This is a genomic window from Aeromicrobium choanae, assembly GCF_900167475.1.
Taxonomy (GTDB): domain Bacteria; phylum Actinomycetota; class Actinomycetes; order Propionibacteriales; family Nocardioidaceae; genus Aeromicrobium; species Aeromicrobium choanae.
Map to the genome: position 1 here is coordinate 3,024,390 of NZ_LT796768.1, position 26,161 is coordinate 3,050,550.

The window sequence follows — 26,161 nt, forward strand, 5'->3', positions numbered from 1 at the left end:
CGTCAGGCGCGCGGGAAGCGGTCGGCGAGGCTGGAGCTCTGCAGGACCTGCTCGCTGAGGAGGCGGCTGCCGTCGTTGTTGGGGTGGACGCCGTCCGGTGCCTGCTCGAGGGTCAACGGCCGCGTCTCGACCCAGGAGAAGCCGTGGCGCTGGGCGGCCTCGCGCACGATGGGCCGGATGATCCGGCCCTTGCGCTCCTTCGTGGTGCCCCACGGTGTCAGCACGAGGACGTCGTCGGGCGTCCGGCCCAGCTCGTCCCAGACCTCGGCGAGCTCGTCGAAGAAGCCCTCGGCGGCGCGCTCGATCTCGGTGCGGGTGGCCTCGACGACGCGTCCGTCCTTCGTGCAGCGGCGCCAGTCGTTGCGCCCGCCCTCCACCACGAGGATCCGTGGGGCGACGGCGCGAACCGTGTCGAGGCGCGACTTGAACCGGGTGTGCTCGCACGAGCTGCTGCGCGAGAGGAACCCCGTGCCGCCCATCGCGTCGAGCTGCGGCTCGAGACCGAGCTGGAACGCGACCATCGCCCACCAGCCGGGATAGCGGCTGTGGCGGTCGCCGTAGTACGAGGAGTAGGAGTCGCCGATGACGAGCATCTTCTCGGGCTCGGCCGGGGCGGCCAGCGGCGCGACCGTGGGACTGGCCGCGGAGGGCGTGGAGGGTGCTGCGGCTCCGGCGCTGGTGACCAGTGCGGTCAGGGTGCCGGCGATGGTGAGGACGACAAGGCCGAGGCGCTTGCGGGGCAAGTGGGCACGGCTCGTCACGCCGGTTCCTCCGTGGTGTCGTTACTGGTGAGTCAGTAGAAGATAGCGTGCCCGAGCGCCGGGTCCGCGAGCCACGCGGTGACATTCTCGTTTCGCGGACGCCCAGGGCACATGACGAAGCCGCAGACCATGGGCCTGCGGCTTCTTCTGTGGGCGATACTGGGTTTGAACCAGTGACCTCTTCCGTGTCAGGGAAGCGCGCTACCGCTGCGCCAATCGCCCGTGCTATTCAGTTTTCCGAAGAGGTGGGTACGGGATTTGAACCCGTGTAAACGGATTTGCAGTCCGTTGCCTCGCCTCTCGGCCAACCCACCGCAGATGGGTCTGCCGAGACCCTCTCCGAGCGGACAACGAGATTCGAACTCGCGACCCTCACCTTGGCAAGGTGATGCTCTACCACTGAGCTATGTCCGCAGCGACCGATTTCCCGGCCGACAAGAAACATTAACCGATGGGTCGGGAGCGCACCAAACCGGGTCGGCATAAGGTCGAGGCATGAAGGCGTGGGTCAACGGTCAGCTGCTGGAATCTCCGCACGATCGGGCGCTGAGTGTGCTCGATCACGGGCTCGTCGTCGGTGACGGAGTGTTCGAGACGGCCGCGGTGATCGACGGTGAGCCGTTCGCGATGACCCGTCATCTGGACCGCCTCGCGACGTCGGCGGAGGGGCTCGGCATCGGGCGTCCGGACATCGAGACGTTGCGTGAGGGGATCGCGGCGACGATGGCCGGGCAGGACCTGGCGTTCGGGCGGATCCGCATCACCGTGACCTCGGGTGAGGGTCCGCTCGGGTCGCCGCGGGGAAGCGCCGGGCTCACGCACGTGGTGGTCACGGAGCCGGCCGACCGCCCGCCGGCGGTCAGCGCGATCGCGACCGTCCCGTGGACGCGCAACGAGCGCGGAGCCCTGGTCGGGCTCAAGACGACCTCGTACGCCGAGAACGCGAAGATGGTCGAGTACGCGCGGGCGCGGGGCGCCTCCGAGGCGGTCATGGCGAATACCCGCGGCGACCTGTGCGAGGGCACCGGATCCAACATCATGTACGTGCTCGACGGGCAGATCGTCACTCCGACGCTGGAGTCGGGCTGCCTGGCCGGCATCACCCGGGCGCTGGCCATCGAGTGGCTCGCGGGGGAGCTCGACGTCGTCGAGCGCGACGCGCCGCTGGAGGTGCTGTTCGAGGCCGACGAGGTGATGCTCGTCGGGACCACGCGGACCATCCAGGCGATCAGTCGCGTGGACGACCGTGAGCTGCCCGCTCCCGGCCCGATCACCCAGCGGGCGCAGGAGATCTGGCGCGCGCGGGAGGCCGAGTCGACCGACCCGTGACGACGCCCGGGGGCGGTGTCGGTGGTCGTCCCTAGTGTCGGCTCCATGACCTCGACGACCGCCTCCGCCGGATCCACCGATGTACTTCTCTCTCAGCTCGAAGGCGCCGAGCGTCTTCTGACCTCGACCACCGCTTCCCCGCTGGACAAGATGCGTGCGCTCGTGGCCATGCGCGGGATGCTCGATGCAGCGATCGAGGAACGTCTCGGAGCGAGTGGCCACGCCCATCAGCGCTGACCTCGTCTGCGAATGACCACCCCATTCGTGCTGCGCCGGCGGCGTGCGTTAGTCTGGTCGTCGCACTCGGGCGATTGGCGCAGTGGTAGCGCGCTTCGTTCACACCGAAGAGGTCACTGGTTCGAACCCAGTATCGCCCACCCGAGAGAAGCCCCGGAATCGCAAGGATTCCGGGGCTTCCGTCTGTCATGCGTCGCTTCTCTCGCGGCTCCCGGAACGGACGCCATTTCGCATCGACCCACCGCCGCACTGCCTCGGGTGGCGGGCCTGGCTGCCATCGCGGCGAGAAACGATTGACCGGGATCGGGTGATCCGAGACAGTTGACCCACGCATCCTGCGGTCACTCACCCATCCTGCGAGGTCACGGTGCTGGTTCTGGACACCCACCCGCCGGCTGCCGGCGCGGTCTCGATGCTCCGCATGGGGAGGCGACCAGGATGCCACTGATCCTGGACACCGAGGCGCTGCCTGAAGCCGATCGGACCGAACAGTTCGTCGAGGTGATGCGAACGACCTCCAGGTCGAGCGTGGTCGAGCCCGACCTCGGTCGCGGGACGCCGACGAGTCGCATGCGATTCACGCCGACCGGGCAGGGATCGCTGTTCACGAACCGCAGCTCGAGCACTCGCATCTCCTTGTCGCCGCGTGAGGCCGCCGACGCGGACGATGCGTTCCTCGCGGTCGCCATCCAGCTCGAGGGCACCGCGCTCCGAAGGACACCGACCGGAGAGCGTCTCGAACGCCCTGGGGACGTGTTCATCGTCGACCAGCGGTCGGGGTTCGACGTGAGGTGGCCGGACATCTCGCACACCGCGGCCTACCTCGTGCCCCGCGAGCTGCTCGGCTTCAGTCGAGCCGAGGAGGACCTTGCCGCCGCAGGGGTTCAGCACAGCCCGCTCTATCCGATGCTCCGTCGTCACATGGTCGAGCTCGCGCGACTCCCGGACGAGCTGCTGCAGGGACCTGTCGGCACGGAGGTCGACGGCTCGACGGTGGCCCTGCTCAGGGCGCTCATCATCAGCACGAGGGGCGACCACCGATTCACCCAGGAGACGAGCGACTCGACCCTGCTGTCGCTCGTGCAGGCCTACATCCGTCAGCATGCCCGGGATGCCGACCTCGACGCGACGCGCATCGCCCAGGCCGTCAACGTCTCCCGGCGGACGATCTACCGCCTGTTCTCCGCCGAGCCGACCAGCCTGGAGCAGTACGTCATCAGCACGAGGCTCGAAGCCGCCCGGAACGAGCTGGAATCAGGAGATCCGGCCACCCCCATTGCCAGCATCGCCTACCGGTTCGCGTTCAAGGACCCTCGTCACTTCGTCCGGCGGTTCAAGTCCGAGTACGGACTCACGCCCCATGAGTTCCGTGCCCAGTTCGGCGCCTCGCCGCCGAGGCGATGAGCATCACCTGTCGCCGAGCCTGTCCGCGAGCTGCCTGCGCGAGGAGATCTCCAGCTTTCGGTAGACCTTCCGAAGGTGATAGTCGATGGTGTTCGCGCTGAGGAACATCGTCGCCGCGATCTCGGCGTTGGTGCGGCCGGACGCCGCAAGCTCGGCGACGGTCAGCTCCTGCTCGGTCAGGTTGCCCGGCCGCCCCGGATCTGAGTCCCGAGCCGGCTCGCCCGTCGCCTCGAGCTCCCGGTTCGCGCGGGCGACGTAGGGCTCCGCGCCGGCCCGCGCGAACAGGTCGGCCGCCGCGTGAAGGTGCGGTCGGGCATCGCGGCGCCGCTTCGTGCGACGCAGCCACTCGCCGAGACCCAGGTGTGCGCGGCCCAGGTCCACCAGGGCCTGCGAGCCCTCCAGCGCTTGGATCGAGTGGGTGAAGGACGCCTCGACCTCACCGCTCTCCACCTGCGGATCGGCACCGAGTCCGTGGTCGCCCAGCAGCGCCCGTGCTCTCCACGCGACCCCCGCGGCCCAGGAGGACCCGCTCAGTCGAGCGATCGTCTCGAGCTTCTCGACCGTCGCGACGGCTTCGGCGGTGTGACCACTGTGCACCGCCGCCTCGGCGAAGTCGGGCCACATCATGGCAGTCACGTGGAAGAAGGGGTCATCGACGAAGGGCTTCAACCGTGCGTAGGCGTCGGCGTACCCACCCTCGGCGATCTCGGTGGTCGCCAGGCTCGCCATCGCCGTGGCCTGGACGCCGCCGAATCCCATGTCGCGGGTCATCGCCGCGATCTCGCCCACCTGCGTCCTGGCGGTCGTCGACCACGCCAGGACTGCGACGTTGATGACGTGCTCGGCGTCCCACCCGATGGCGCGTCGGAGCTCGCGCACCTGCTCCATGTACTGGACGGCGCGTCTGGGTGTTCCACCCACCACCTCCGTGAGCGAGAGAACCCACAGGGCGGTGTCGAGCTTGTTGAGCGACCCGGCGTCGCGGGCGGCGTCGGCCCAGCGCTGCATGATCCGGCTGCGTGCCTCGAGGTCCCAGAGGTAGGTCGCCAACGCGATCGCCGACTGCCCGTACTGCAGGAGCTCGTCAGCGCTCATCTCGTCGAAGACGTCCAGGGCGTTCCGTACGGTGGGCACGGCTTCCGCGTACGGCTTGAGGATGATCGCGCTGATGCCCCTCAGGATCGTCGCGGGCTTGCCCTCCTTGACGTCGGCCCCTGCCAGGAGCCGAGCTCCGAGCGCGTCCCACGAGAAGCCCTCAGCCAGCCTCTCGGGCGGCAGCGCCCACTCCCACGCCCTGATGAGGCTGGTCTGCTCGAGATCGTCGTCCTCGCCGTGGAAGCAGTCCGCGGCGACCAGCATCTCGGCCGCCGCGGTCACGAGTGAGGGTGCAGCGACGAACATCGAGTAGTCGGCCCCGACGCTGATCAGGCGTCCGCGGTCGACGGGGTCGAGCAGGTCCTCGTCGATCTCGTCGAGCAGGTCCTTGGCGAGCTGGCCGCTTCCTGCCGCGAGGGCCGCCTCGGCTGCTCCGACGAGTCGCGCGTACTTGCGACCCCCCGGAGGCGTCAGGGACGCCGCTTCCACCAGGACCCGCGCACGTGACACGAACCCACCTCGGGCAGCGGCCAGATCGGCCACGAGCTCCAGCTGCTGCGCGACCTCCTCGTCCGTTCCGAGGGTGGCCTTCGCGGAGTGCCACGCCGACTGCTCGGCGTTGCCGAGCTTCTCCGCGATCACGGCGAGAGCACGGTGCACTCGACGCCGATCCCTGCCGGTCGCCGCGTTGTAGGCCGCCGACCTCACGAGCGGGTGCCGGAAGCTCACCGAACGCCCCAGCTGGACCAGACCGCCGATCTCCGCGGCATCCCCTGAGTCCGGCGGGAGGGACAGCTCCGCGGCGGCCGCGCTGATCACGTCCAGCTGTCCCGACGCCTCGGCTGCTGCGATCACGAGCCACAGCTGCTCAGGAACGGGGAGCCTCCTGACCTGGCGCAGGTAGTGCTGCTCCAGGTGGCGACCGATCGGGAGTGGCTCGTCACCGAAGCTCGACTCGGTCAGCTCCCGGACGGTCAGCTCGGCGGCGAGATCGACCAGCGCCAAGGGGTTCCCGCCCGTGGCGGCCACGACCTTGACGGCGACGGAGGGGTCCAGGGGCCGCGCGAGCGAAGTCATCAGCAGTCGGACCGCGATGTCGGGGGCAGCCCGGCCACTGCCATGGTGGGCACGCCGGCGACATGGGACACGATCGACGTCGTCTCGCGTCCAGCGATCAGCAGGACGGCGGACTCTCCTTCCAGTCGGCGTCCCACGAAGCCGAGGACGTCCAAGGACTCTGCATCGAGGAGATGGGCATCGTCCACGGCGCACACCACGGGACGAGCCTCGCCGGCGGACGCGAGCAGCCCCAGCACGCCGAGTCCCACCAGGAACCGATCAGGCGGGTGCCCGTCCGTCCGGCCGGACGCGACCTGCAGGGCGTGCCGATGCTGCTCGGGAAGGAGATCCACGTGGGACAGCAGCGGTCGGACGAGTCGCTGCACGGCTGCGAACGGCATCGCCATCTCCGCCTCGTACCCGCGGACTTCCACCAGCAGCACGTCGCGCAGGTCCCGCGTCGCGGCCTGCAGCACCGACGTCTTGCCGATGCCGGGTTCGCCGAGGAGCAGGAGCGACCCACCTCGGCCGTTCCTCGCGTGGTGGCACAGGCTGCGGATCCGGGACAGCTCCGCGTCCCGTCCGAAGAACGGCGGGCGGGCCGTCCCACCGAGAGCAGCCTGGGGCGGGCCGGCATCGGGCTCGACGTCGCGATCGTGCATGCGCCCACTCCTCCTCGGACGGCCACTTCTCCGGTGCGGTACCTGACCGTGAATCTAGGGAGCCGACGACGGCATTCACAGGTCGGACGGTGCCAACTTGGGGGCTGTGCGTGCCACACGGTCGCGCTCGAGAGGCGTGCTGGAGGACTACGAACGGCGCGTGGTCCGCAGGGCCGTGTTCGCCCGCACGGTGGGAGGACACGGTCAGTTCACCCACCCGCCCACCCTCCGGGCACGAACGAGGAGCACCCCATGCCGCACGTGACGGTCGACGACGGAGCACAGATCTTCTACAAGGACTGGGGGAACGAGGGAACGCCCGTCGTTCTCAGCCACGGCTGGCCCCTGAATGCCGACGCGTGGGAGGCCACGGCTCTCTTCCTGGCCGAGAACGGCCACCGCGCGATCGCGCACGACCGACGTGGACACGGCCGGTCGACCCAGACCTGGCACGGCAACGAGATGGACACCTACGCCGACGACCTGGCGTGCCTCGTCGACAAGCTGGAGCTCGACGACGTCACCCTGGTCGGGCACTCGACCGGCGGTGGCGAGGTGGTCCACTACGTCGGCCGTCACGGGACCGCTCGTGTCGCCAGGCTCGTCCTGGTCGGCGCCGTGCCGCCGCTGATGCTGCGGACCGACGACAACCCCGAAGGTCTCCCCATCGAGACCTTCGACGGCATCCGTGCCGGCGAGAAGGCCAACCGCTCACAGCTCTACCGGGACCTGGCCGACGGACCCTTCTTCGGCCACAACCGCACGGGCGACATCGACCAGGGCTTCCGGGACGCCTTCTGGCTGCAGAGCATGGCGTGCGGACACCGAGCGGCGTACGAGTGCATCGCGGCCTTCTCGGCGACCGACTTCCGACCCGACCTGGAGCGGATCGACGTGCCGACGCTGGTCATCCACGGCGACGACGACCAGATCGTTCCCTTCGAGGTCGGGGGCCAGCGGTCGGCAGCCATGATCGACGGCGCCGAGCTCAAGGTCTACGAGGGCAGCGGACACGCGCTGCCCGACACGGACCGTGACCGGCTCCACCGTGACCTGCTCGCCTTCATCGACGACTGACGACCGCGTCGCGCGTAGTGCGTGGGCGGGCCCACGGCCCACGACCACGCGGTGCACGTGATTCGCCCGGGTCGCCCCCAGGCGCAGGATCGGGCCAGGAGCCACACGCAGCAGCGTTCGACACGCACCCCACCGCAGGAGATCCCGATGCACCTCACCATGTCCCGAGGCCAGGCCCGCGCGGCCGCAGCCTTCACCGCGCTCGCCCTGCTCCTCGCAGCCGTTGTCGTCGCGTTCGACACGCGGACCAGCCCCGTCCACGGCGCAGGCAGGGCGGCCGATGGCCAGGACGCCACCCGCGTCCTCGCCGCAGCCAACGCAACCCGGAAGTCGCTGAGGGGCAAGAAGGCGACGGTCGTCCTGGTGCACGGTGCGTTCGCCGACGCGTCCGGATGGACCGACGTCCAGAGCCGGCTGTTGGACCGGGGGTACACCGTCCACGCGTGGGCGAACCCGCTGCGTGGCGTGAGCTCCGACGGCGAGTACCTGCGCTCGTTCCTGGGGACGATCGCGGGACCGATCATCCTCGTGGGCCACTCGTACGGCGGCGCCGTCATCACGCAGGCCTCGACGGGCAACGAGAACGTCGTCTCGCTGGTCTACGTGGCGGCGTACGCGCTGGCGAACGGGGAGACCGTCGCCCAGGCCAACGAGCTCGGTGGTGGCCACAGCGACGTCATCGACAGCATCACCGTGCGTCCGTACCCCGGCGCACCGGAGGGCGACGGCGACGCCACGATCCAGCCGTCACGGTTCCGCAACGTCTTCGCCCAGGACCTGCCGCACCGGGTGACACGGACCATGGCGACGGCTCAGCGACCCGCCACCCTGTCCTCGCTGGTCATCCCGGCGGGCGAACCCGGCTACAAGACGATCCCGTCGTACTTCCTGGTCGCCAAGGAGGATCGCGTCATCCCGCCGCAGGCGCAGGCCGCGATGGCCCAGCGGGCCGGTGCGAGGACCAGCACCTACAAGAGCTCTCACGCACTGCTGATCACGCGTGCCAAGAGCGTCACCGACCAGATCCTGCTGGCCGACCAGCAGCACTGAGCCCAGCGCACCTCACCCCCCAAGGAGAACCACATGTCCACTCAGCCCGACACCATCGTCCTCGTCCACGGCCTCTGGGTCACCCCGCGCAGCTGGGAGCAGTGGGTGCAGCGGTTCGAGGAGCGTGGCTACCGCGTCCTCACTCCTGCCTACCCGGGCTTCGAGGTCGAGGTCGAAGCGCTCCGCGCAGATCCCAGCCCCATCGCCGACTGCGACATCACCGAGACGATCGACCACCTGGCCGACGTCGTGCGATCGGTGGAGAACCCGCCGATCATCATGGGGCACTCCTTCGGGGGGACGCTCACGCAGATGCTGCTGCACCGCGGACTCGGGGCGGCCGGCGTCGTGATCAACTCCGCACCCACCGAAGGAGTGCGCGTCACCCCGCCCTCGCAGGTCAAGTCGCTGTTCCCCGCGCTCAACAACCCGGCCAACCACCACAAGGCCGTCGAGTTCACCGAGAAGCAGTTCCACTACGCCTTCACGAACACGCTGGACGAGGCAGCGGCCAAGGCCGCCTACGACAGGTACGCGATCGGCGCGCCCGGACGGTGGATCTGGGACTACGGCCTCCTGGCGAACTTCAAGCCCGGCAAGCAGGAGACCTGGGTGGACTACGACAACGACGACCGCGCGCCGCTGCTCTTCATCGCCGGGGGCGAGGACCACATCATGCCGCCGGCGGTGAACCGGTCCAACCACCGCAAGTACAGGAAGAGCAAGGCCCTCACCGACTTCCATCTCTTCGAGGGCCGGTCCCACTGGACCTGCGCCGAGCCCGGCTGGGAGGACGTCGCCGACTACGCCCTCGAGTGGGCCCTCGAGCACGCGCGGCCCACCAGCGACGTCTCGCCGGACACCGTGTGAGCGCCCGACGTGAGTGACGACGTGCGGCTCACCCACATCGGTGGGCCGACCGTCCTGGTCGAGGTGGCCGGCTGGCGGATCCTGACCGATCCCACCTTCGACCCGCCCGGCCGCACCTACTCCTTCGGGTGGGGCACCTCGTCCACGAAGGTCGAAGGGCCCGCCATCGAGCCGCGCGACCTGCCCGACGTCGATCTCGTGCTGCTCAGTCACGACCATCACGCCGACAACCTCGACGGCCTCGGACGCGCGCTGCTGGCGCGGGTGCCGGTGACCTTGACGACGCGTGGCGGACAGCGGCGCCTGGGCTCGGATCAGGTCCGTGGCCTGGCTCCGTGGCAGACCACCGTCGTGAGCGCCCCCGGTCGGCCGAGTCTCACCGTCACCGCCACTCCCTGCCGGCACGGCCCGCCCCTGAGCCGGCCGGTGAGTGGCGACGTCATCGGGTTCGACCTCACCTGGGAGGGCAAGTCGACCCGAGGCTCCTTCTGGATGACGGGGGACACCGTGCTCCACGGCGCCCTGCGTGACGCGGCCACGCGACTCGACGTGGACGTCGCCCTGATCCACCTGGGAGCGGTCGGGTTCCCCCTGACCGGACCCCTGCGCTACTCGATGAGCGGGCAGGACGCGATCGAGCTGATCGAGCTGCTTCGGCCGCGGGTCGCCGTGCCGGTCCACTTCGAGGGCTGGTCGCACTTCTCGCAGCAGGAGCGCGATCTCCACGCGGTGCTGGATGCCGCCCCTCGAGACGTGCTGAGCCGGATCAGCTGGTTGACGCGCGGGACTCCCACGGTGGCCTGATCAGCCGAAGAGGGCGCGCTCCACGGTTCCGAGTCGCACGCGCTGGGGGTGGTCGCCGACGGGCAGGTAGGCGATCTCCTTCTTCGTCCGCACGTCGAGGACGGCGACGGAGTCGGAGTCCGACAGCGAGATCCAGCACGTGTCGTTCAGTCCCTCGGTCGTCCAGTACGGCTTGAGGTAGCTGTGCCCCGTGGTCGCGGTGTCGAAGAACGTCGGGGCGCCGGTGGCCCGGTCGACGAGCGCTGCGTAGTCGTCCATCGTGCCGGCGACGCACAGGGTCGTTCCGTCCTTGTCGATGGACAGACCGTGGTGCGCGGAGTCGTTGACGTAGTCGGTGATGGGCATCTTGGGCACCCGGTTGGGCAGCGGGACCAGGCGCGTCACGGCGCCCGTGCGGGGCTCGGCGATCTTGCCGGTCGAGTAGTCGGCCTTGCCGTTGATGTCCGCGGCCATCGTGTCGAACTCGACGTACCCGTGGAAGTAGGAGACCTGGAAGTAGACGAAGCGCTCACCCGGGGCGATCGCCATCGGCCGCACGGCCGAGCTCATCCGCAGGTGGCCCGCCTCGGCGAGCTCCTTGCCCATGTCCCAGCGCTTGTCGATGCCGAAGTCGTCGTTGCGCACGATCTCGAACCAACGGTCTCCCTTGGTCCAGTCGCCGAGGGGTCCGTCGAAGGCCGTGTAGGCCGAGCCGATGGACGCGTGGAAGATGCGCTGGCCATCGGGGGTGTAGTTGTTCTCGTGCGGGGTGTCGCCCGACTCGAAGCTGCGGAGGCGATCGCCCATCTTGACGCTCCGGCCGTCGGGCAGGGTCTGGTCGACCATGGCGAACTCGATGACTTGGCGCTCCACGGAGTCGCTGACGAGGAGTCGCTTGCCGTCGGGGGAGAGGCCCGCGTGGTCGCTGCGGTATCCGTCCATGGGCTGTTCCGCGACGATCGAGTCGCTGTCGCCGGCGACGGCCTTGGCGATGTCGATCCACACGACATCGGCGAAGCTCGGGCGAGACACGGCGAGGAACCGGCCGTCCTGGGTGCTGAACATGTCGTCGACGAACTGGTCGTGGCCCTGCCCGGGGCCGACGCGGACCGCCGTGAAGGTGATCAGGCGCAGGGGGTTGCGGTTGATGTCCCGCAGCTCCTGCGCCTTGTCCGGGACCAGGTCGATGCCCGACTTGAGGATCTTCGGGTCGTGGGCGTCCACGATCGAGGCGGTCCCCGCCCAGTTGTTGCCCACGAACATCACGTCGCGAAGCGAGTCGGGGCCTGCGGCGGCGCCCGTCGCCGCTGCGGACGGGACCAGGGCAGCCGCCGTGACGGCGGCGGCGAGGGTGGCGGCGATGCGGGTGGGGCGTGGACTCAGGGGCATGGGAGGATCATGCACCCGGTGTAACTCCGTGTGACACCCCTGTCTCACCCCTTGGTGATCTGGGTCACATTCGGGGCTGAAGTGAGGGTCGGTCAGGCGAGGACGCCGATCAGGAGCGCGATGATGCCCAGCAGCGGGAGCGTGCCCTGCTTGATGGCCGCGCCGCGCTTGGTCGGGTCGGACACCAGGAGCACGAGCGCCGCCGCGGCCATGGATCCGATCCCCGCGAGGACGAGCGCCACGCCGACATCGGTCGAGTCACCCACGATGTACGCGATCCCGACGGCGGTGACGATGGCGAGGAACAGGTTGTAGAAGCCCTGGTTGAACGCCAGCTGCTTCGTCGACTCCGCCTCCTCGAGGCTCATCCCGAACGTGGCGCGCGTGCCGGCGCTCGTCCAGGTGACCGACTCCATCACGAAGATGTACACGTGCAGCAGGGCCGCGAGGCCCGCGAGGATCGCACCGGCGACGAGCATGGTCATGGGTCCCTTCCGTGGACAGTCCTTCGAGAGTAGGTCCTCGCTCGCTCCGTCCGGACTAGGCGACCCCGCGCGGTCGCGCGGCAGCAGCCGCGACCGCCACCACGGCCGCCACCGCGAAGGCGAGCCGAGTGCTGGAGGCCTCCGCCACGGCACCGAGCGCGACCGAGCCCACGGCCTGCCCGAGCGCGAGCACGAGGAAGCCCCAGCCGACGCCCGCGGCGGGACTTCGCGGATGCACGCGCGTGCCCCACAGCAGGAGCAGGCCGCTCGCGGCGATGTAGGCCGCGCCGAAGGCCGCCATCGCGAGGCAGGCGGCGACGAGGCTCCCGGGCCAGGCCGCCACGGCGGCGGTGGCACCGGAGAGCACCAAGGCGGTCGCCGTCCAGGCGGCGCGGAGGCCGTACCGCGAGGAGAGGTCGCCCGCGGCGGCACCCATCACGCCGAATGCGCCCAGCAGGATCCACGCGATGGTCGAACCCTGCTCGGAGAGGCCGCCGTCGGTGACCATGAGGTCCCGTCCGAACGTCCAGACCGCGGCGCTGGCGACGCCCGCGAGGGCGGCGGCGACGGTGAGCCGCGCGCTGCCGGCAGGGAGCAGCGGTCGCGGGAGCAACGGCTCGCGCTCGCCCGATCGCTCGCCCCGGGGCACCCGGAGGGCGGCTCCTAGGGTGGCGAGGGCGCTCAGAGCGGCGAAGGCCAGCCAGGCGGCGCGCCATTCCTGCTGGGTCAGCAGCGCGATCGGTCCGGCGATGGCCACGCCCATGCCGGTGCCGGCATTGATCACGGTCTGGATCCGGCCCTGCCGCTCCTGCGCCACGGTGTGGGCGACCGCGTGGGCCAGCGCCGGCGAGACGACGCCCGTGCTCGCCCCGCCCAGGAGCACGCCGAGGACGAGAGCCGGCGTGCTCGGCGCCAGCGCGATCGTCAGCGTTCCGGTCGTGGCTAGGGAGCCGGCCGCGACCGCGACCGCGCGGCCCCCGAGCCGCGGGGTGAGCGTGGAGGAGGCCAGGATCGCGGCGCAGTAGACGACGTATCCGCCCGCCGCGATCGTCCCGGCTGCGGCGGCGCCCAGGGTGAACTCGTCCCGGAACGCCGGCACGAACAGGCCGTAGGCGAATCGCGCCAGTCCGTAGCACGCGCCGATGAGGCACAGGCCCGCGGCGCTGAGGGCGAGCTCGTCGCGACGGGAGGAGACGGAGCTCATCGGGACCTGAACTTCACTGATCGGTGAACCACCCTGCCGACCGTACTACACTGACCGGTGAAGTCGATGGGAGGAACGCATGGTGGAGTCAGCCATCGGGCACGACGAGGCGCTGCGCGTCCCCGACCTCACGCCCGGCGCCCGGCGGATCCTCGACGCGTCGGCGGACCTGTTCTACCGCCAGGGCATCCACGCGGTGGGCGTCGACGCGATCGCCGCGGCCTCCGGTGTCACCAAGCGCACGCTCTACGACCGGTTCGGCTCCAAGGACGCACTGGTCGCCGCCTACCTGCAGGCTCGCCACGCCGCGTGGTGGGACCGCCTCGAGCAGCGTCTGGCGGGGGCGGCCGCCCCGCGCGTGCTCGCCGTCTTCGACGCCTACGCCCTCGACGCGCCGGCGATCGACCGGGGCTGTGGGTTCCTCAACGCCGCGGGCGAGCTGCCCGCCGGACACCCCGGGCACGCCGTGATCCGGGCCCACAAGACGGCGGTGCGCAGCAAGCTCGAGGAGCTGCTCCGCGCGGACGGCCCCGACGCGCCCGACGCCGCCGCGCTCGCCGATCACCTGTTCCTCCTGCTGGAGGGCGGGGTCGCGCAGCGCGGGATCGACGGCGACGGACGGATGCTCGCCGTGGCGCGGGACATCGCCGAACGGCTCGTCGGCTAAGCGGCCGGGAACCCGCCAACCCGCACGAGGTTCCCGTGCAGGTCGATTACGTGGAACTCGGTCGCACCCCACGGCTCGTCGCGCGGGGAGCTCAGGACCGCCGGCTCCGGGACCTCGGCGCGACTCCACTGCGCGTGACATGCGCGCGCCGCCTCGGGATCGGGGAAGCGGACGTAGCAGGCGACGTCGTTCGTCCAGCGGTCGACCGTGGCGTCGAGCCAGAAGTGCAGCTCGATCGCGAGGTCCTCGTGACGCAGGACCAGGTACTCGTCCCACCGCCCGCGGGTGGTGAAGCCGAAGCGCTCCCAGAATCGCGCCGTGACGTCGAGGTCGGCGCTCGGCAGGATGGGGATGGTCTCGGTCACGCGGCCAGTGTCTCCCGCCGTGGGGCCACCGGGCCAGGGCGGACTGGGAGGATGGACGCGTGTACGTCAAGATCTGCGGCCTCCGCACGGCCGATCACGCGCAGACCGCGATCGAGGCGGGGGCCCACGCTGTCGGCGTGGTGATGAACCGGACCAGCGCGCGCCGCGCCAGCGACGACGAGGCGCGAGCCGTGATCGAGGCCTCGCGTGGCAGCGCCGACACCGTGCTGGTCGTCAACGACATGCCGGCGGAGCACGCCGCGCGCACCGCGCGGCGGCTCGGGTTCGACGTGCTCCAGCTGCACGGCAGGGCCTACGGCGAGCAGGACTTCGCCGCCGCGCTCGAGGTCGTCCCGCGGGTCTGGCGGGCGACCTCGCTCGACCTCGACCCGCCGCTGGAGGTGGGTGCGTGGGGCGAGGAAGTGCTGCTGCTCGACGCGCCGAAGCCGGGGTCGGGGGAGCGGTGGGACCTCTCGGACCTCGCCGATCGCGCGCCGGACGGCACGTGGATGGTCGCCGGGGGCCTCTCCCCGGCGAACGTCCGGGAGGCCGTCGACGCCGTCCGTCCGTGGGGCGTCGACGTCTCGAGCGGTGTGGAGACGGCGCCCGGCGAGAAGTCCTCGGAGCTCATTCGCGCCTTCGTGGAGGCGGCGCTGCGGGCCTGAGCCCACCCGCCCCACCGGGCGGTTGCGCGTGAACCCGTGCCCTCGCGACAGTGGGAGCAGCGGAACCCTCCGCGACGGGGTGGGAGGCGTGACATGGCCAACGGCACGGCGGCCGCCGGCGGCGGCGCGATCTACGGTCTCGGGATGTTCGGCGCGTGGGTGTGGTTCTGGACCGAGGCCGACGGCCTCTGGGAGCACCTCTACGCGATCTTCCAGGGCCTCTTCTGGCCCGCCTACATGGTCTACGAGGCGTTCGCGGCGCTGGCGTCCTGACGACGCCGGGTGCTCAGCGAGAGTGCCAGGCCTCGATGTGCTCGGTGCGCTTCATGACCGACGACGGCAGCTCGCCCTCGGCGAGCTGCTCGATCGTGACCGTCTCCAGCACCTCGCGCAGGGCGTCGCGCGCGGCGATCCACACCGGCTTGAGGATCTCGGCGCGGCCGTTGTACTCCACGGCCTCGGGGCGCAGCCCGTAGATCGAGACGATGGGCCCGTCGACCGCGCGGAAGACGTCGGCGACGGTGACCGCGTACGGAGGGCGAGCCATCCGCCAGCCGCCGGACTGCCCGCGTTGCGACAGCAGGATGCCCGCCTTGCGCAGGTCGCCCAGGATCGACTGCAGGAAGCCGTGGGGGATGTCCTGACGACGGCCCAGTTCGTCGGCGGTGACGGGCTTGTCGCCCGGTTCGGCCGCCAACTCGATCAGCGCCCGCAGCGCGTAGTCGGACTTCGTCGAGACTCTCACCGCTCCAGTGTCCCAAAGCCGACCCGCCATTCCGTGGCTATCCTCCGAATGTGACGACTGAAGCCGCTTTCCCCGACGTCTCCACCCGGACCGCCGCCCCGCTCGCGCACGTCGTGCGGGGTGATCTCGTCGAATCGGTGCACCTCGGCCACCTCGTCGCCCTGGCGGCGGACGGCACACCCGTGCTGACGCTCGGCGACCCGGAGGTCACGATGTGGCCGCGCTCCAGCGTCAAGCCGTTCCAGGCCGTCGCGATGGTCCGCCACGGGCTCGACCTCCCCGAGCGCCTCATGGCACTGGCGGCGGCGAGCCACAACGGCGAGCCCGACCACATCGCCGGCGCGCTCGCGATCCTCGCCCGCGCCGGGCTCGACGAGCGCGCCCTGCGCAACACTCCGGATCTGCCGTGGGGGACCACGGCGATGCGCGACTGGCTGGAGAGCGGCCAGGGTCCCGAGCAGATCAGCCAGAACTGCTCGGGCAAGCACGCCGCGATGCTGCTCACGTGCGTGACGGCCGGCTGGGACACCGAGACGTACCTCGCGCCGGACCACCCGCTGCAGCGCGCCGTCCGCGAGACGATCGGGGAGCTCACCGGCGTGCCCGTCACCCACGAGACCGTCGACGGCTGCGGGGCTCCGCTGTTCGCCACCACCGTCACGGGCCTGGCGCGCGGGTTCGGGCGGCTCGCGGCGTCGCCGCAGCAGGCTCCCGACTCGGCCGAGGCGCGCGTGGCGCACGCGATGTCGACGCACCCGCACATGGTCGCCGGCGGTCAGCGTCCCACCACCACCCTGATGCGTGCGGTGCCCGGGCTGGTGGCGAAGGACGGCGCCGACGGGATCTTCGCGGCCGGCCTGCCCGACGGGCGGGCCGTGGCCTTCAAGGTGCTCGACGGGGCGGAGCGTCCGCTGGCTCCCGTGCTGGTGACGGCGCTCGACGCGCTCGGTGCGTTCGCCGGGGACGGCGTCGACCACGAGGCGGTGGAGTCGCTGCGCGAGCGCGCCGTGCTGGGCGCTGGCCGGGCCGTCGGAGCGATCCGCGCGGCCTTCTGAGCTAGTCCGCCCGCCGGCGCACCCAGGCGATCACGGCCGCGTCGCTCGTCCGGAACCGCTCGACCTCCTCGCCCCCGTCGCACCGGCACAGGACGACCTCGGCGCCTGCGGCGTCGGTCTCCTCGAGGCGACACGTCCCGCCGTGGGTGACCCAGCGCTCGAGCTGGTCGATCGCGGAGGTCATGCTTTGGCCGCCCACGTGCGCAGCTGACGGTGTACGTTCCAGGCGCCGACGATGACGGGGGAGTCACCCAGCTCCGGCACGTGCTCGACGAGCTCGGGGTCGATCTTCCATTCGCGGGGATGGATCAGCACGGCATGGTTCTGCGGGCCGCCGATGCCGCCGTGCGACCCGACCTGGCCCTCGAAGGCGTGGATGCCGCCGAGCTCGTCGACGGTGGAGATCACGACGAGGTCGCCGGCGTCCTCCAGCGCGTGCAGTCGCGCGAGGTCGTGTGCGGTGCGGGACGGGTAGCCGCGGAGGGGATCGTTCCCCGTGGAGCCGCCGTCGGGACCGAGACCGCGCGTGCCGTCGGGCCCGAGGACGAGGGGAGCTCCCGCCTCGTCGGTGGCCAGCACGAGGCCGACTCCCGGACTGGCCAGCAGGCCCGGCACGAGGCGCGGCCATGCGGCGTCCACCTCGGCGAGCGTGGGCCGCGAGTCCCTCCGCGGGAACCACACCATGCCGAGGTTGCCACCACCCGTGACGACCACCTCGGGATCGGCGGAGTCGGACACGACCTTCTCCGGGCGGCGCTTGCCCTCGCCGACGACGGAGGAGGCCAGCGCGTTCAGCGGGCCGAGCTCCTCGCCGCCTCCGGTCGTGGTGAGCAGCGAGGCTCCGCCGCGGTCGGGACGCATGAGCGCCGCGACGTGGTCGGGGAACGAGGAGCCGGTCAGCTGGGAGAACGGTGCACCGAGGCTCTGCCCGTGGTCGGAGACCAGCACCAGGTCGTACGGGGTGGCGACCGAGCGCGCGACGTCCTCGAGCGCGGCGAGGACGCCGTCGAGACCCTCGATCGCGCGCATCGCCTCGGGTCGCTCCGGACCCGCGTGGTGCGCGATCTCGTCGTAGTCGACGAAGTCCACGAAGATCATCGGCGAGCCGCTCGCCATCTCCTCGGCGACGAGCGACAGGTTGAGCTTGCGCAGCAGCACGTTCGTGACGCCGCGCAGCACCACGTAGCCGCCCTTGCGTGGGATGCGCGGCTGCACGTCGCGCGCGCGCTGGCGGTAGCCCTGGTGGAGCTCCTTCAGCACCTCGCCGATCGTCATCACGAGAGCGCCGGGCAGCAGGAACGGGCGGATGAAGAAGGAAAGGTAAGCCGACCCGGAGCCGAGGTCGCGGGCACGGGTCGCCTTGCTGATCGTGAGGAAGGCCCGTGACGAGCCGCCCGTGTACGTGGTGCTGATGGCGCTGCCCTCGGTCAGCAGCCCCGAGTCGGGCGGGAACCGCGACTCGACGAGGCGTGAGTCGGCGGGGTTGCCCGCGGCGAGCAGCCGGCCCGACCGTCGGTCCCACCATCGGAACGCGGGCACGTCGGGGCTGCCGTGGAGGAACCCGGCCATGCTGGCGGGGGTCGTGCACGGGATGGTGGCCCACCACCCGCTGAGCGTGTGGCTCGAGCCGATCCAGCGGGCGATGTTGGGAGCCTGGCCGCCGGCGATGGCGCGTCGCAGCACGGGCAGAGCCAGTCCGTCGAGCTGCACGATGAGCATCCCGCGCCCATCGGGGTCCGTCCGGGAGCGCAGGGCACGCGAGGTGCGGGCGGTGGCGGCGCCCACCACGTAGCCGCTGTCGGTGGCCCCGGAGAACCAGCGGCCGACCGCCATCACCGCCGAGGCGACCAGCAGCACGACGACCGTGTCCCCGACGGTCAGATTCGCTCGAGCGCCCGCGCTGATGGCGGCGCCGAGGACGAGCACCTGGGCGCCCAGCCCGAGAGCCATCGCGAGCAGCACGCTGCCGCGCGAGGCCAGTACGCGCAGCGGAGTGGCGAGGACGACGTCCACCAGGAACATCGCCACCATGACGACGAGGACCAGCTCGAGCTCGTCGTAGACCTCCTCGCCCACGGCGAGGAGGCCCAGGGTCACCGCGACCCCGGTGACCACGACCGACCACAGGGCTTGCAGGAGGTCGGGCACGCGGGGCACCCAGCGCGATCGGCGTTGGGCGGTCACCGGCGCATCGGCCCAGCCGACGGGCGTGGTCTGGCTCACACGGGCATGCTCCCACGCGGCAGGGGCGTGCGGACACCCATCGGCGGCATCACGACGCGGGCGCCGAGCCCGGCACCCGCGGCAGCGGCCCGGAACCGCGGCGCCGGTCGCTGGAACCACTGCTCGTGGGTCGGGCCGGAGGAGCGCAGCACCACCGGCCAGTACGTGCCGTGGTGGACAGGCAGGATCCAGCGGGCGCCCACGGCACGGACTGCCTCGACGGCCTGCTCGGGGTCGAGGTGGCCGTCGCCGAGGGAGGGCCCCCAGCCGCCGATCGGCACCAGTGCGAGGTCGACCGGCTCGACCGCCCCGAAGTCCATCACGCCGGTGTCGCCCGGGTACCAGCACGTGGCACCGTCACGGCCGAAGCGAAAGCCCAGGGAGGTGGCCTCTGCGGCGCCCGGTCGCTTGTCGCGGCGGCCGTCGTGACGCGCGGGCAGCACCTCGACGTCCACACCGGCGACCGTGAGCCGGTCACCCGGCACGACCTCGATCGTCTCGAGGCGCTCGAGCGAGCGCACGGCCTTCACGGCACCTCGCGGGACCACGATCGGCACCGCGTCGTCGAACCGGCGCAGCGTCGGCAGGTGCAGGTGGTCGTGGTGCAGGTGAGAGATCAGCACGAGGTCCGCACGGGTGGCGTGCGCCGGGGGCGGCTCCGAGGCGCGCCGCACGTGGAACAGCCGGCGGGACATCAGGGGGTCGGTCACCACGGTGGCCCCCGGGAGCTCGACCGTGACGAACGAGTGTCCCCACCACGTGACGGCAGTCATGCCTCAGTGTGGCCCCTCCATGGGCCGAAGTGACAAGAGACGCCGCCAAGTTGTGCACGACGCACAAGGCGTGCGTGCCATGCGCCCCCGTTTGTCCGTGGTGCACAGTCCGGGCCCCAAAGTTCTGCCGAAACGCAGGTTCAGCAGGCCTGGAGGGTGCCCTAGCGTCCACGCATGTGGTGCACGTCACATCCGTGCACGTCGACCGTGAAGAACCGGAAGGATGCCCGATGACCCTGCCGTACCTGGCCGACGCACTGGCCGAGCGGTTCGGTGCCGCGCCGGCCGTCGCGGACGACCGACTGTCCCTCACCTTCGCCGAGCTCGACGCCCGCGTCGACGCCGTGGCGGGGCGACTGGCGCAGGAGGGCTTCGGACGAGGCGACGTGCTGGCCGTCATGCTGCCGAACCGGGTGGAGCTGGTCGTGTGCCTGTTCGCCGCTTGGCGACTCGGCGGGGTGGCGACCCCGGTGAACCCGGCCTTCACGCAGGTCGAGGCCACCCATCAGGTGACCGACTCCGGCGCTCGCCTCATCGTCGTCGAGAGTGACGACGCACCGACCGGCGGCGCCCGACCCGTCACCGTGGCTTCCCTCGCCACGGCCACCCCCACGGGCGCCGCCCCGGTCGAGCTCGCGCCGGACGACCTGGCGCTGCTGGTCTACACGAGCGGATCCACCGGTCGTCCCAAGGGCGTCATGCTCAGTCACGCGAACGTCGACGCGATGTCGGACACGATGGCGCGCCACATGGAGCTGGACGCCGACGACCACTGCCTGCTGATCCTTCCCCTGTTCCACGTCAACGCCGTGATGGTCTCGCTGCTGGCCCCGTTGCGGGTCGGGGGCCGGCTCACGATCGTCGGTCGCTTCAGCCCCCCGACCTTCTTCGACGAGGTCGAGCGGATCCGGCCCACGTACTTCTCCGCCGTGCCCACGATCTACGCGCTGCTGGCGTCCCTGCCGGACGAGGTGCGGCCCGACACGTCGTCGCTGCGCTTCGTCGTGTGCGGGGCGGCGCCGGTGTCGCAGGAGCTGCTGACCGCCTGCGAGCGGCGCTTCGGCTTCCTCATGGTCGAGGGCTACGGGCTCACCGAGGGCACGTGCGCCTCGGCCTGCAACCCCGTGGGGCCGGACGCGGTCCGCAAGCTCGGCACGGTCGGCCCGGCCCTGCCGGGGCAGCGGATCGCGATCGGCGGTCCCGACGGCGAGCACCTGCCGGTCGGCGAGGTCGGCGAGGTGCTGATCAGCGGCCCCACGGTGATGCAGGGGTACCTCAACCAGCCGCAGGCCACCGTCGACACCGTGGTCGGCGGCTGGCTGCACACCGGCGACGTCGGCCGCCTCGACGAGGACGGCTACCTGCAGCTGGTCGACCGGATCAAGGACATGATCATCCGCGGCGGCGAGAACCTGTACCCCAAGGAGATCGAGAACACGATCGCCGGAATCGAGGGCGTCCTCGAGGTCGCGGTCGTCGGCCGCCCCGACGACGTCCTGGGCGAGGTGCCCGTCGCGTTCGTCGTCGCCTACCCCGGGGCCGTGCTGACCGAGGACGACGTCCTCGCAGCCTGCCGCCGCGAGCTGACCCGGGTGAAGGTCCCCGCCGCCGTCGACGTCATCGAGGCGTTGCCGAAGAACCCGGTCGGAAAGATCGACAAGCCCACCCTGCGCCGACTCGTGCGCAGCGCCTGATCACATCGAGGAAGGTCGAGGTTCATGGGATTCACGACAGCAGACATGCCGCCGGTCGATCCGGAGCAGTTCGAGCAGATGCCGGTCATGGACCGGATGAGGATGCTCGCGCTGCACTGGGCCGACTACGGCTTCGGCGGCCCCAAGCAGATGCACGCGCTCTACCTGGTCAAGACCGTCGTGTTCATCGTCGGCGGCTGGCTGGTCGTCGGGCTGACCACGCCCGGCCTCGGCCTGTTCGACCTCGGCGGCTGGTGGGGCGAGCTGATCGTCTACCAGAAGCTCATGGTCTGGATCGTGCTGTGGGAGATCACGGGACACGCCGCGTCGTGGGGACCGCTGTCGTTCAAGTTCGGCCCCTTCACCGGCGGCTGGAAGTACTGGACGAGGGTCGGCACGCTGCGCTGCCCGCCCTACGGCGACAAGATCCCCGGCACCGCCGGCTCGGGCCGGACCGTCTTCGACGTGGCGCTGTACCTGGCGCTCGTGGCGCTGCTGGTGGTCGCGCTGGTCCTGCCCGGACAGCAGACCGCGGCTGCGTACTCCGAGGCGGGCCTGATCGCGACGTGGCCGCTGATCGCCTACGTGGTGGGCCTGCTCGTGATGGCGCTCCGCGACAAGGTCGTCTTCCTGGCCTCGCGCCCCGAGCAGTACGCGCTGTGCCTGCTGGCGTTCGGGGTGCTGGCGTCGCACGTCGACATGATCCTCGTGGCCAAGATCGCGATGGTCACGATCTGGCTCGGCGCCGGCGTGTCCAAGTTCGGCCACCACCTCACGTTCGTGGTGCAGGCGATGATGAGCAACACGCCGTGGCTGACCTCGAAGCGGTTCAAGCGCACGCTCTACCGCGACGTCGAGAACGGCGACCTGATGCCGACGAGGATGGCGTTCGCCTGGGCGCACATCGGCGGCACGGTCGTCGAGCTGGTGCTGCCGCTCGTGCTGCTGTTCTCGACGAACGAGACGGTCACGTGGCTCGCGATCGTCGGAATGATGGCGTTCCACCTGTTCATCTACTCCACCTACCCCCTGGCGGTGCCGCTGGAGTGGAACATCTTCTTCATCTTCGTCACGCCGTTCCTGTTCGGCGGCTTCTTCGCCGGCGACGGCTACGGCGTGGGCGACTTCACCAGCCCCTGGCTGCTGGTCGCGGTCCTGGTCGGCTTCCTGACGGGGCCGATCCTGGGCAACCTCAAGCCCGAGTGGGTGTCGTTCCTCATCTCCATGCGCCAGTACGCGGGCAACTGGGCCTCGGGCACGATGGCGTTCCGCATGAACGGCGCGGAGGACAAGCTCGATGCGGGCCTCACCAAGGGCATGAAGATCCAGCGCGAGCAGCTCGCCGCCGTCTACGGCTACGGCGTCGCCGAGGTCTTTCTGCAGAAGTGCGTCGCGTTCCGCAGCATGCACAGCCACGGCCGCGTGCAGCTCGCGCTCATGCAGCGTCACGTGGACGCGCTGGAGAACTACCGGCTGCGCGAGGGCGAGGTCGTCTGCACGGTCCTGCTCGGCTGGCAGTTCGGCGACGGGCACCTGTTCGACGAGCGCACCATCGCCGCCGTACAGGAGCGCTGCGGGTTCGAGCCGGGGGAGTGGGTCACCACGTTCACCGAGTCGCAGCCGATCCACACCACGAAGGTGCAGTACAAGGTGATCGACGCAGCCCTGGGTGTCGTCGAGCGCGGCTGGTACGACGTGCGCGATGCTGTCACCGAGCAACCCTGGATCCCGAACGGCGTCAAGCACACGGTGACGTGGCAGGCCCCGGGGTACCGCCCGGCAGGCGAGCTCTCCGGTGAGGAGAAGGTGACGACGTGACGACAGCGGTGGTGGTCGGCAGCGGGCCGAACGGGCTCGCTGCCGCCCTCACCCTCGCGGAGGCCGGGGTCGAGGTCGAGTTGCTCGAGGCGGCCGACGAGATCGGGGGTGGCACGCGCAGCGGTCACTACACGGCCGACGGGGTCCTGCACGACGAGTGCTCCGGCTTCCACCCGCTGGCGGTGGACACCGCCTTCAGCCGGGCGTTCGACCTCTCCCGCGAGGGGCTGGCGTGGCGGTGGCCGGAGGTGCAGTACGCCCACCCGCTCGACGGGGGCCGCGGCGCCGCCGTCTGGCGCGACGTCGAGCGGACCGCGCAGGCGCTGGGGGAGTCCGGGCGGGCCTACCGACGGCTGTTCGGTCCCCTCTCGGCACGGTTCGACAAGATTGCGCACGAGTTCCTGCAGCCCATGGTGCACGTGCCGCGGCACCCGATCGCGCTGGCCGGATTCGGCATGGCCAGCCTGCTGCCCGCGACGTGGCTGGGGCGCCTGCTGAGGTCAGAGGACTCGGCGGCCCTGTTCGCCGGGGTCGCGGCGCACGCCTTCCGGCCCCTCGGCGCCCCGATGTCCGCGGCGATCGGCGTCGCGCTCGGCACCGCGGCGCACCGCTACGGCTGGCCGGTCGCCGAGGGCGGGTCGGCGGCCATCACGCGGGCCATGGCCCAGCGCCTCACCGCCCTCGGCGGCACCATCACCACCGGGATCCGCGTCACGCGACGTGAGCAGGTGGCCCACGCCGACATCGTCATGCTCGACACGAGCCCCGGCGCCGCGGCGGACATCCTCGGCGACGCCCTGCCGGGCCGCATCGCACGCGCCTACCGGGGCTACCGCTTCGGTCCGGGCGCGTTCCAGGTGGCGCTCGCCGTGGAGGGTGGCGTGCCCTGGACGCATGAGCCCACCCGTCAGGCGGGCACCGTCCACCTGGGCGGATCGATGGCCGAGATCGCCGCCGCAGAGCGGGACGTGTGGCGCGGCCGGATGCCCGAGCGGCCCTTCATCCTGCTGGGGCAGCAGTCGCAGGCCGACCCGGGCCGTCGCGCCGGGGACGTGCACCCGATCGACGCCTACGCCCACGTGCCGTCGGGGTTCACGGGCGACGCCACCGAGGCGATCCTGTCCCAGATCGAGCGGTTCGCCCCGGGCGTCCGCGAGCGCGTCGTCGCCATGTCGGTCCGCTCGACCGAGCAGATCGTGCGCGACAACGCCAACTACGTCGGCGGCGACATCGTCACGGGCGCCAACACGCCGCGGCAGCTGATCTTCCGTCCGCGGGTGGGCCTGGACCCGTATGCCACGGGGATCCCCGGGACGTGGCTGTGCTCGGCCGCGACGCCGCCGGGTGCGGGCGCCCACGGCATGTGCGGCCATCTCGCCGCCACGAGGGCCTTGCGCCATGTGGGCATCGCCGGGACCATCGGGCCATGACCCAGCCGCCCCCCGGAGCGGGTCCCGACTCCGCCGAGGTCCGGCGGCTCGTGGCGATCCTCGGACAGCGCCTGTCCGAGGATCAGCCCTACCTGACCCGGGTCCTGACCGACAAGATCCGCTCGATCGGCGACCTCGACCTGGACCAGCCGCTGATCGACCTGCTGGACGCGAGCGTCGACAGCAACATCAACACGATCGTGCACCTGCTGATCAACGCGATCCCCGTCGACCGCATCCAGGCGCCGACCGCCGCCGTGGAGTACGCGCTGCGGCTGGCGCAGCGCGGTGTGCCGTCGTACTCGCTGGTCCGCGCCTACCAGATGGGCCAGGAGTACCTCATGACCGTGGTGCTCGACGAGGCCGAGGCGATCGACGCCGACCGCACGCTCACCCTGCGTGCGCTCAAGGTCATCGCCGACGACGTCCACCAGTACATCGACTGGATCTGCCTGCACCTGCTCGACCGGTACGAGGACGAGCGGGGCCGGTGGGCCACCACGTCGGGCAACGTCGCCTCGGCGATGCTGCAGGGACTGCTGCGCGGCGTGGACACCTCGGTGCACGACTTCGAGTCCGAGACCGGCTACCGGTTCGACCAGCACCACGTCGGCCTCGTGCTCTGGTCGCGGGACGAGGACGGCATCACCGACGCGCTCGTCGCGATGGAGCGGATCAGCCGCGAGCTGGAGGGCACCGTCGGCACGGGCACGGCACCCCTGTTCTCCGCCGTCGACCGCACGACCGCGTGGCTGTGGATCGGGCGCGGGCTGCGCGCCGAGCCGATCGTGCGGCAGGTGCGCGAGGTGCTGGCGAAGTTCCCCGACGTGGGCGCGGCCGTCGGGCTGCCCGAGTCGGGCATCGACGGGTTCCGGCGCACGCACGCCCAGGCGCGGGACACCTTCGAGCTGGCTCTCGCGGCGGGCGACCGGATCAGCCAGGTCGTCGGCTACGACGGCCGGGGGATCGCCCTGATCTCGATGCTGCTGCAGCAACCGGGCGCGCTGCCCCGTTGGGTGCGCGACGTGCTGGGGCCGCTCGGCGAGGTCTCGCCCGCGGCTGCCCGTGCGAGGGAGACGCTGGGCGCGTGGCTCGACCACGAGCGCAACTTCCAGGCCACGGCCGAGGCCCTGCAGGTCCACCGCAACACGGTCAAGTACCGCATCGAGCGGATCAGCACTGAGCTGGACGAACGGCTCGGCGACCGCCGGGTCGACCTCGAGCTGGCGCTGCTGGCGTGCCGCCTGCTCGGCGACGACCTGCTGCGCGAGCCCGACGGACACCGCCGCCCCGGCCAGGGCTGAGCCCCGGCCGGGAGGGC

The 26,161-nt window shown here is 71.1% G+C and carries 26 protein-coding genes and 4 tRNA genes; 16 read left to right on the top strand and 14 right to left on the bottom strand.

The annotated features are described in order from the left end of the window. Window positions 1-2: 2 nt before the first annotated feature. The 4 genes from B5D60_RS14615 to B5D60_RS14630 all read right to left on the bottom strand — a co-directional run bounded on the left by B5D60_RS14615 (window position 3) and on the right by B5D60_RS14630 (window position 1,175). The gene (locus tag B5D60_RS14615) at window positions 3-761 is read right to left on the bottom strand and encodes an SGNH/GDSL hydrolase family protein (RefSeq protein ID WP_078700839.1); all 759 of its coding nucleotides are present in this window, start codon (window positions 759-761) and stop codon (window positions 3-5) included. Window positions 762-911: 150 nt separating this feature from the next. Continuing rightward, window positions 912-983, bottom strand: a tRNA-Val gene (locus B5D60_RS14620). 21 nt (window positions 984-1,004) lie between these two features. Next, window positions 1,005-1,075 (bottom strand) — tRNA-Cys (locus B5D60_RS14625). A gap of 28 nt (window positions 1,076-1,103) precedes the next feature. After that, window positions 1,104-1,175 (bottom strand) — tRNA-Gly (locus tag B5D60_RS14630). An 81-nt stretch (window positions 1,176-1,256) separates the two neighbouring features. On the opposite strand from B5D60_RS14630, the gene B5D60_RS14635 reads away from it, so the two are divergent. The 4 genes from B5D60_RS14635 (at window position 1,257) to B5D60_RS14650 (ending at window position 3,731) form a co-directional block, all read left to right on the top strand. Then, window positions 1,257-2,090 carry an aminotransferase class IV gene (locus B5D60_RS14635; RefSeq protein WP_078700840.1) on the top strand — a complete coding sequence of 278 codons (834 nt, stop codon included), beginning with the start codon at window positions 1,257-1,259 and terminating at the stop codon, window positions 2,088-2,090. Window positions 2,091-2,135: 45 nt separating this feature from the next. Next, window positions 2,136-2,327: a hypothetical protein gene (locus B5D60_RS14640; RefSeq protein WP_153303050.1), complete on the top strand. Its 192-nt coding sequence runs from the start codon at window positions 2,136-2,138 to the stop codon at window positions 2,325-2,327. 68 nt (window positions 2,328-2,395) lie between these two features. Then, window positions 2,396-2,467 (top strand) — tRNA-Val (locus B5D60_RS14645). A gap of 298 nt (window positions 2,468-2,765) precedes the next feature. Beyond that, window positions 2,766-3,731 carry a helix-turn-helix domain-containing protein gene (locus tag B5D60_RS14650; RefSeq protein WP_078700842.1) on the top strand — a complete coding sequence of 322 codons (966 nt, stop codon included), beginning with the start codon at window positions 2,766-2,768 and terminating at the stop codon, window positions 3,729-3,731. A 3-nt stretch (window positions 3,732-3,734) separates the two neighbouring features. Here B5D60_RS14650 and B5D60_RS14655 read toward each other — a convergent pair whose 3' ends face one another. Continuing rightward, window positions 3,735-5,903, bottom strand: coding sequence for a helix-turn-helix domain-containing protein (locus B5D60_RS14655; RefSeq protein WP_197684331.1), 2,169 nt, complete (start codon window positions 5,901-5,903; stop codon window positions 3,735-3,737). Continuing rightward, window positions 5,903-6,547 (bottom strand): ATP-binding protein, encoded by a 645-nt coding sequence (locus B5D60_RS17130; RefSeq protein WP_197684332.1) that lies wholly within the window; start codon window positions 6,545-6,547, stop codon window positions 5,903-5,905. The genes B5D60_RS14655 and B5D60_RS17130 overlap by 1 nt, the downstream gene beginning before the upstream one ends. A gap of 252 nt (window positions 6,548-6,799) precedes the next feature. On the opposite strand from B5D60_RS17130, the gene B5D60_RS14660 reads away from it, so the two are divergent. From B5D60_RS14660 to B5D60_RS14675, 4 genes are all read left to right on the top strand, one after another. Next, a complete protein-coding gene (locus B5D60_RS14660) occupies window positions 6,800-7,624 on the top strand; it encodes an alpha/beta fold hydrolase (RefSeq protein WP_078700843.1) in 825 nt (274 codons plus the stop codon). Between the two features lie 147 nt (window positions 7,625-7,771). Next, window positions 7,772-8,674 (top strand): alpha/beta hydrolase, encoded by a 903-nt coding sequence (locus B5D60_RS14665; protein ID WP_197684333.1) that lies wholly within the window; start codon window positions 7,772-7,774, stop codon window positions 8,672-8,674. 33 nt (window positions 8,675-8,707) lie between these two features. Beyond that, on the top strand, window positions 8,708-9,544 hold the full coding sequence (locus B5D60_RS14670) for an alpha/beta hydrolase (RefSeq protein WP_078700844.1): 837 nt from the start codon (window positions 8,708-8,710) through the stop codon (window positions 9,542-9,544). Between the two features lie 9 nt (window positions 9,545-9,553). Next, window positions 9,554-10,348, top strand: coding sequence for an MBL fold metallo-hydrolase (locus tag B5D60_RS14675; protein WP_197684334.1), 795 nt, complete (start codon window positions 9,554-9,556; stop codon window positions 10,346-10,348). Here the strand turns inward: B5D60_RS14675 and B5D60_RS14680 are convergent, their stop codons facing one another. The 3 genes from B5D60_RS14680 to B5D60_RS14690 form a co-directional block, all read right to left on the bottom strand. Beyond that, on the bottom strand, window positions 10,349-11,716 hold the full coding sequence (locus B5D60_RS14680; RefSeq protein ID WP_231948898.1) for a YncE family protein: 1,368 nt from the start codon (window positions 11,714-11,716) through the stop codon (window positions 10,349-10,351). It abuts the gene before it with no gap. A gap of 92 nt (window positions 11,717-11,808) precedes the next feature. Continuing rightward, a complete protein-coding gene (locus tag B5D60_RS14685) occupies window positions 11,809-12,201 on the bottom strand; it encodes a DUF1304 domain-containing protein (RefSeq protein ID WP_231948900.1) in 393 nt (130 codons plus the stop codon). Between the two features lie 55 nt (window positions 12,202-12,256). Then, complete coding sequence (locus B5D60_RS14690) at window positions 12,257-13,405, bottom strand: MFS transporter (protein ID WP_078700845.1); 1,149 nt, start codon at window positions 13,403-13,405, stop codon at window positions 12,257-12,259. Window positions 13,406-13,484: 79 nt separating this feature from the next. Between B5D60_RS14690 and B5D60_RS14695 the strand changes: the two genes are divergently transcribed. After that, complete coding sequence (locus B5D60_RS14695; protein ID WP_078700846.1) at window positions 13,485-14,072, top strand: TetR/AcrR family transcriptional regulator; 588 nt, start codon at window positions 13,485-13,487, stop codon at window positions 14,070-14,072. Here the strand turns inward: B5D60_RS14695 and B5D60_RS14700 are convergent. After that, on the bottom strand, window positions 14,069-14,437 hold the full coding sequence (locus tag B5D60_RS14700; RefSeq protein WP_078700847.1) for a bleomycin resistance protein: 369 nt from the start codon (window positions 14,435-14,437) through the stop codon (window positions 14,069-14,071). The two genes, B5D60_RS14695 and B5D60_RS14700, sit on opposite strands and share 4 nt — an antisense overlap. Before the next feature lie 59 nt (window positions 14,438-14,496). Between B5D60_RS14700 and B5D60_RS14705 the strand changes: the two genes are divergently transcribed. Together B5D60_RS14705 and B5D60_RS14710 are read left to right on the top strand one after the other, a co-directional pair. Beyond that, on the top strand, window positions 14,497-15,102 hold the full coding sequence (locus B5D60_RS14705) for a phosphoribosylanthranilate isomerase (protein WP_078700848.1): 606 nt from the start codon (window positions 14,497-14,499) through the stop codon (window positions 15,100-15,102). A gap of 93 nt (window positions 15,103-15,195) precedes the next feature. Next, window positions 15,196-15,375 (top strand): hypothetical protein, encoded by a 180-nt coding sequence (locus tag B5D60_RS14710; RefSeq protein ID WP_078700849.1) that lies wholly within the window; start codon window positions 15,196-15,198, stop codon window positions 15,373-15,375. Between the two features lie 13 nt (window positions 15,376-15,388). On the opposite strand, the gene B5D60_RS14715 is transcribed toward B5D60_RS14710, so the two are convergent. Further along, window positions 15,389-15,847, bottom strand: a complete 459-nt coding sequence (locus B5D60_RS14715; protein WP_078700850.1) for an RrF2 family transcriptional regulator — start codon at window positions 15,845-15,847, stop codon at window positions 15,389-15,391. A gap of 50 nt (window positions 15,848-15,897) precedes the next feature. On the opposite strand from B5D60_RS14715, the gene B5D60_RS14720 reads away from it, so the two are divergent. Further along, entirely contained in the window at window positions 15,898-16,902 is a 1,005-nt protein-coding gene (locus B5D60_RS14720; RefSeq protein ID WP_078700851.1) for an asparaginase, read from the top strand. 1 nt (window position 16,903) lies between these two features. Here B5D60_RS14720 and B5D60_RS14725 read toward each other — a convergent pair whose 3' ends face one another. From B5D60_RS14725 to B5D60_RS14735, 3 genes are read right to left on the bottom strand one after another with little or no spacing between them, the layout of a single operon-like run. Further along, window positions 16,904-17,086, bottom strand: a complete 183-nt coding sequence (locus tag B5D60_RS14725) for a hypothetical protein (protein ID WP_078700852.1) — start codon at window positions 17,084-17,086, stop codon at window positions 16,904-16,906. Next, window positions 17,083-19,125: an alkaline phosphatase family protein gene (locus B5D60_RS14730; protein ID WP_078700853.1), complete on the bottom strand. Its 2,043-nt coding sequence runs from the start codon at window positions 19,123-19,125 to the stop codon at window positions 17,083-17,085. Before B5D60_RS14730 ends, B5D60_RS14725 begins: the two co-directional genes overlap by 4 nt. Next, complete coding sequence (locus tag B5D60_RS14735) at window positions 19,122-19,898, bottom strand: MBL fold metallo-hydrolase (RefSeq protein ID WP_078700854.1); 777 nt, start codon at window positions 19,896-19,898, stop codon at window positions 19,122-19,124. The genes B5D60_RS14730 and B5D60_RS14735 overlap by 4 nt, the downstream gene beginning before the upstream one ends. A gap of 230 nt (window positions 19,899-20,128) precedes the next feature. On the opposite strand from B5D60_RS14735, the gene B5D60_RS14740 reads away from it, so the two are divergent. From B5D60_RS14740 to B5D60_RS14755, 4 genes are read left to right on the top strand one after another with little or no spacing between them, the layout of a single operon-like run. Further along, window positions 20,129-21,592 (top strand): class I adenylate-forming enzyme family protein, encoded by a 1,464-nt coding sequence (locus B5D60_RS14740; protein ID WP_078700855.1) that lies wholly within the window; start codon window positions 20,129-20,131, stop codon window positions 21,590-21,592. 24 nt (window positions 21,593-21,616) lie between these two features. Further along, the gene (locus B5D60_RS14745; protein WP_078700856.1) at window positions 21,617-23,410 is read left to right on the top strand and encodes a DUF3556 domain-containing protein; all 1,794 of its coding nucleotides are present in this window, start codon (window positions 21,617-21,619) and stop codon (window positions 23,408-23,410) included. Beyond that, a complete protein-coding gene (locus B5D60_RS14750) occupies window positions 23,407-24,840 on the top strand; it encodes a phytoene desaturase family protein (RefSeq protein WP_078700857.1) in 1,434 nt (477 codons plus the stop codon). Before B5D60_RS14745 ends, B5D60_RS14750 begins: the two co-directional genes overlap by 4 nt. Then, window positions 24,837-26,144: a PucR family transcriptional regulator gene (locus B5D60_RS14755; RefSeq protein WP_078700858.1), complete on the top strand. Its 1,308-nt coding sequence runs from the start codon at window positions 24,837-24,839 to the stop codon at window positions 26,142-26,144. The genes B5D60_RS14750 and B5D60_RS14755 overlap by 4 nt, the downstream gene beginning before the upstream one ends. The last annotated feature ends 17 nt before the right edge of the window (window positions 26,145-26,161 follow it).

What these genes read in the sequence shown, in the direction of transcription:
- B5D60_RS14635 (WP_078700840.1), top strand. Translation starts at nt 1,257, where the DNA reads ATGAAGGCGTGGGTCAACGGTCAGCTGCTGGAATCTCCGCACGATCGG.
- B5D60_RS14640 (WP_153303050.1), top strand. Translation starts at nt 2,136, where the DNA reads ATGACCTCGACGACCGCCTCCGCCGGATCCACCGATGTACTTCTCTCT.
- B5D60_RS14650 (WP_078700842.1), top strand. Translation starts at nt 2,766, where the DNA reads ATGCCACTGATCCTGGACACCGAGGCGCTGCCTGAAGCCGATCGGACC.
- B5D60_RS14655 (WP_197684331.1), bottom strand. Translation starts at nt 5,903, where the DNA reads ATGACTTCGCTCGCGCGGCCCCTGGACCCCTCCGTCGCCGTCAAGGTC.
- B5D60_RS17130 (WP_197684332.1), bottom strand. Translation starts at nt 6,547, where the DNA reads ATGCACGATCGCGACGTCGAGCCCGATGCCGGCCCGCCCCAGGCTGCT.
- B5D60_RS14660 (WP_078700843.1), top strand. Translation starts at nt 6,800, where the DNA reads ATGCCGCACGTGACGGTCGACGACGGAGCACAGATCTTCTACAAGGAC.
- B5D60_RS14665 (WP_197684333.1), top strand. Translation starts at nt 7,772, where the DNA reads ATGCACCTCACCATGTCCCGAGGCCAGGCCCGCGCGGCCGCAGCCTTC.
- B5D60_RS14670 (WP_078700844.1), top strand. Translation starts at nt 8,708, where the DNA reads ATGTCCACTCAGCCCGACACCATCGTCCTCGTCCACGGCCTCTGGGTC.
- B5D60_RS14680 (WP_231948898.1), bottom strand. Translation starts at nt 11,716, where the DNA reads ATGCCCCTGAGTCCACGCCCCACCCGCATCGCCGCCACCCTCGCCGCC.
- B5D60_RS14685 (WP_231948900.1), bottom strand. Translation starts at nt 12,201, where the DNA reads ATGACCATGCTCGTCGCCGGTGCGATCCTCGCGGGCCTCGCGGCCCTG.
- B5D60_RS14690 (WP_078700845.1), bottom strand. Translation starts at nt 13,405, where the DNA reads ATGAGCTCCGTCTCCTCCCGTCGCGACGAGCTCGCCCTCAGCGCCGCG.
- B5D60_RS14695 (WP_078700846.1), top strand. Translation starts at nt 13,485, where the DNA reads ATGGTGGAGTCAGCCATCGGGCACGACGAGGCGCTGCGCGTCCCCGAC.
- B5D60_RS14710 (WP_078700849.1), top strand. Translation starts at nt 15,196, where the DNA reads ATGGCCAACGGCACGGCGGCCGCCGGCGGCGGCGCGATCTACGGTCTC.
- B5D60_RS14725 (WP_078700852.1), bottom strand. Translation starts at nt 17,086, where the DNA reads ATGACCTCCGCGATCGACCAGCTCGAGCGCTGGGTCACCCACGGCGGG.
- B5D60_RS14735 (WP_078700854.1), bottom strand. Translation starts at nt 19,898, where the DNA reads ATGACTGCCGTCACGTGGTGGGGACACTCGTTCGTCACGGTCGAGCTC.
- B5D60_RS14740 (WP_078700855.1), top strand. Translation starts at nt 20,129, where the DNA reads ATGACCCTGCCGTACCTGGCCGACGCACTGGCCGAGCGGTTCGGTGCC.
- B5D60_RS14745 (WP_078700856.1), top strand. Translation starts at nt 21,617, where the DNA reads ATGGGATTCACGACAGCAGACATGCCGCCGGTCGATCCGGAGCAGTTC.
- B5D60_RS14755 (WP_078700858.1), top strand. Translation starts at nt 24,837, where the DNA reads ATGACCCAGCCGCCCCCCGGAGCGGGTCCCGACTCCGCCGAGGTCCGG.